We start from the raw sequence: 2,292 nt of genomic DNA, 5'->3' as shown, positions 1-2,292 counted from the left end.
GATGGCCAATATGAAAATTATACGATAAAAGGTTATAGAACCATAACCCATCCGGGGCCTTATACTACTCCGGACGGGCTCTATGTTTCTTACTCCACATTTGTTTTTGAATGTGTTGTTGTCGTGCTTGATTACAAGCGGAAGGTACGGTTATATTTTGAAACGCATAACAGTAAGTGGCGGATTGCGATATAAATTTCATCTATCACCAAAATCATCTTCCGATAACATCACACTTATAAGCTCCGCACTGATAATTCAGCACTACTCCACTATCAATGTTTTAGTTGCCTATATATATCTTCGCGCTCATCTTGACTTAAATCCCTTAAATATATGGCATATTCATTTGGATATCCCCCCACAAAAGTCATATGCTCCATATTTCTTTGAGATGGATCTGTTATCCAAAGAACAGACTCTCCATGAAAATCATCGATGTATTTAAGTATTTCATTCTTGTATGTTACTTCCATCACTTACTACCTTGTCCGTTTCTTTGTCCATACCTCAACCAAAAAAATCATCTATCTTCCCAACTGAATCCAAAATCTCTGTTTCATCAACACCAACGTTTCTTGCAATCTCTGCTGACGCCTTAAGCCGCTCGGATATATCCCGGCTAAATGCATTTGCAAGTAACTCATCAAAAACTTTGCTTCTTTCTTGAATCTCATCCCTATATTTATCAAGCTTAGCTTCAAGCTCAGCATCAACTGTGGCTTGATGTTCAATATACTGATTCAGGATCTCTGACTCACGCTTGTACAGTGAATATCGGCCATATTCAAAGGCAAGCATAGCCACACTCTGATTAAACTGTGCCAGATCTTCTCCAAGAAGAATCGCACTATACGATGTAATAAGCTTTATCATTGCTTCCAACAACAGCCACAGACACTTCTCGGTGTAATCCACTTCGGATATAATTCCTTTGCTTACATCCTTAGACAGCATCCTAACCTCTTTAGCTATCCGGCTTATGGCTTCACACTTCTCTTTTGAAATCCCGTTTTTATCAAGCAATTTCACAGAAATATCAACGTAATCAGCATAAGCCTCAAAGACCTCGACACTATATTGCTGACCGTCAGGAAGAATCGCAAGATCTGAGATCTTACTCGCAATATCAATCCAATCTTGTTTATCGAACTCCTCAATATTTTTCCCTGAAGCTATTTTGCCAAGAATAGCAAATGTTGCAATGGTACCGATTCTTATGCGTTTCAACTGCTCAGGACTATCATCATTCATATATGCCAAAACAGTCTCTTGTGCCTTTGCGATTCCATCCATAGCCTTTTGGATATTCGCACCGATTTCTGTATCCTTCAGATAATCTAATGTAATATCCTTCAATAATTCTTCAATCATGACTCTCACCCTCTGCGACAATTTGCTTACAATACAATGCCGATAAAGTCTTTGTAAGATTAACCATAGCCCCCAGCTTATTCTTATCATCATCGCTGAACGTCGTATAATCTCCACTGAACAATGAAAGGCAATCTTGGAAGTTTGAATTCAATCCCGTTCTCACATCATTTGTACGTGTCAGTATCTCAGAGATCTTGCCATCCATCTCTTTTATAGCCTCAATATTGCGCTTAACAGCCTCAATCTCCTCATTTTTCTCTTTATTTAGTTTTGCTCTATTTTTGGAAAAAAGAAGTATAGAAGTAAGAAGCGTTGCTCCTGCTATAGTCCAGCCAACAGGTCCTGCCAAAGCCAAAAGAGCCTGCCCTCCGGCTATACCTGTTCCTCCTGCACTCAACGCGCCTCCGCCAAGCCATGCCAAAGCAGCTTTTGTTGCAGCAGCTCCGGTCAAAGTTGATATTGCAGTTCCTGTCGAAGACACTCCAAAAGTAGTTGCAATCCACATAGCCGCTGTCGGGGCCATAAAAGCAACACTGGCGCCGGCAGCAAGTCCGGCTCCCGCACCGCCTGCTGCCATCCTAGCGGCTGTTGATTGTCAAGTAAAATTGACCCACTTTTATACTTAAATCTGACCCACCCTTGGATCCGTCATTGTGATTTTGGAGGCGGGTCAGTTTTGTTTATAAATCTCGATTTTTACACTGTGAATTGACCCACCTTTTAATGAGTTACCAGTGTGTATCCAGCATCGGTAAGTGCTGTTTTGTCTATGATCATTGTCTTGTTTATTGTATCCATGACAACGTATCTGCTAAGTTCTAGAAGCCTGTCCCCAATAAGCTCTTTAACAAGCTTTTCCATTGCTTCTGCTTTAGGGGCGTTCCTTTCTGTTTTATCCTCGCATATATGCTGTGG

General features: G+C 40.9%; 5 protein-coding genes. 1 reads left to right on the top strand and 4 read right to left on the bottom strand.

Annotated elements, in window-relative coordinates:
• On the top strand, positions 1 to 195 hold a 195-nt coding region (locus tag DL92_RS21375), incomplete at its 5' end, for a hypothetical protein (RefSeq protein ID WP_207640540.1).
• Positions 196 to 275: 80 nt separating this feature from the next.
• Here DL92_RS21375 and DL92_RS0114825 read toward each other — a convergent pair.
• The 4 genes from DL92_RS0114825 to DL92_RS21315 all read right to left on the bottom strand — a co-directional run.
• Positions 276 to 476: a hypothetical protein gene (locus tag DL92_RS0114825; protein ID WP_026668163.1), complete on the bottom strand. Its 201-nt coding sequence runs from the start codon at positions 474 to 476 to the stop codon at positions 276 to 278.
• Positions 477 to 510: 34 nt separating this feature from the next.
• Positions 511 to 1,374, bottom strand: coding sequence for a hypothetical protein (locus DL92_RS0114820; protein ID WP_026668162.1), 864 nt, complete (start codon positions 1,372 to 1,374; stop codon positions 511 to 513).
• Complete coding sequence (locus DL92_RS19585) at positions 1,367 to 1,954, bottom strand: hypothetical protein (RefSeq protein WP_051625376.1); 588 nt, start codon at positions 1,952 to 1,954, stop codon at positions 1,367 to 1,369. The genes DL92_RS0114820 and DL92_RS19585 overlap by 8 nt, the downstream gene beginning before the upstream one ends.
• A gap of 143 nt (positions 1,955 to 2,097) precedes the next feature.
• Positions 2,098 to 2,292 (bottom strand): hypothetical protein (locus tag DL92_RS21315; protein ID WP_034469423.1); only part of this gene is annotated, 195 nt, incomplete at its 5' end.

Origin of the sequence: Butyrivibrio sp. AE2005 (assembly GCF_000686965.1) — a bacterium.
Classification (GTDB): Bacteria; Bacillota; Clostridia; order Lachnospirales; family Lachnospiraceae; genus Butyrivibrio; species Butyrivibrio hungatei_A.
The sequence above is the reverse complement of the archived record's forward strand: the minus strand, read 5'-3'. Positions and strand labels throughout refer to the sequence as shown.

Coding starts and splice junctions, on each gene's coding strand:
- DL92_RS0114825 (WP_026668163.1), bottom strand. CDS start 476: ATGGAAGTAACATACAAGAATGAAATACTTAAATACATCGATGATTTT.
- DL92_RS0114820 (WP_026668162.1), bottom strand. CDS start 1,374: ATGATTGAAGAATTATTGAAGGATATTACATTAGATTATCTGAAGGAT.
- DL92_RS19585 (WP_051625376.1), bottom strand. CDS start 1,954: ATGGCAGCAGGCGGTGCGGGAGCCGGACTTGCTGCCGGCGCCAGTGTT.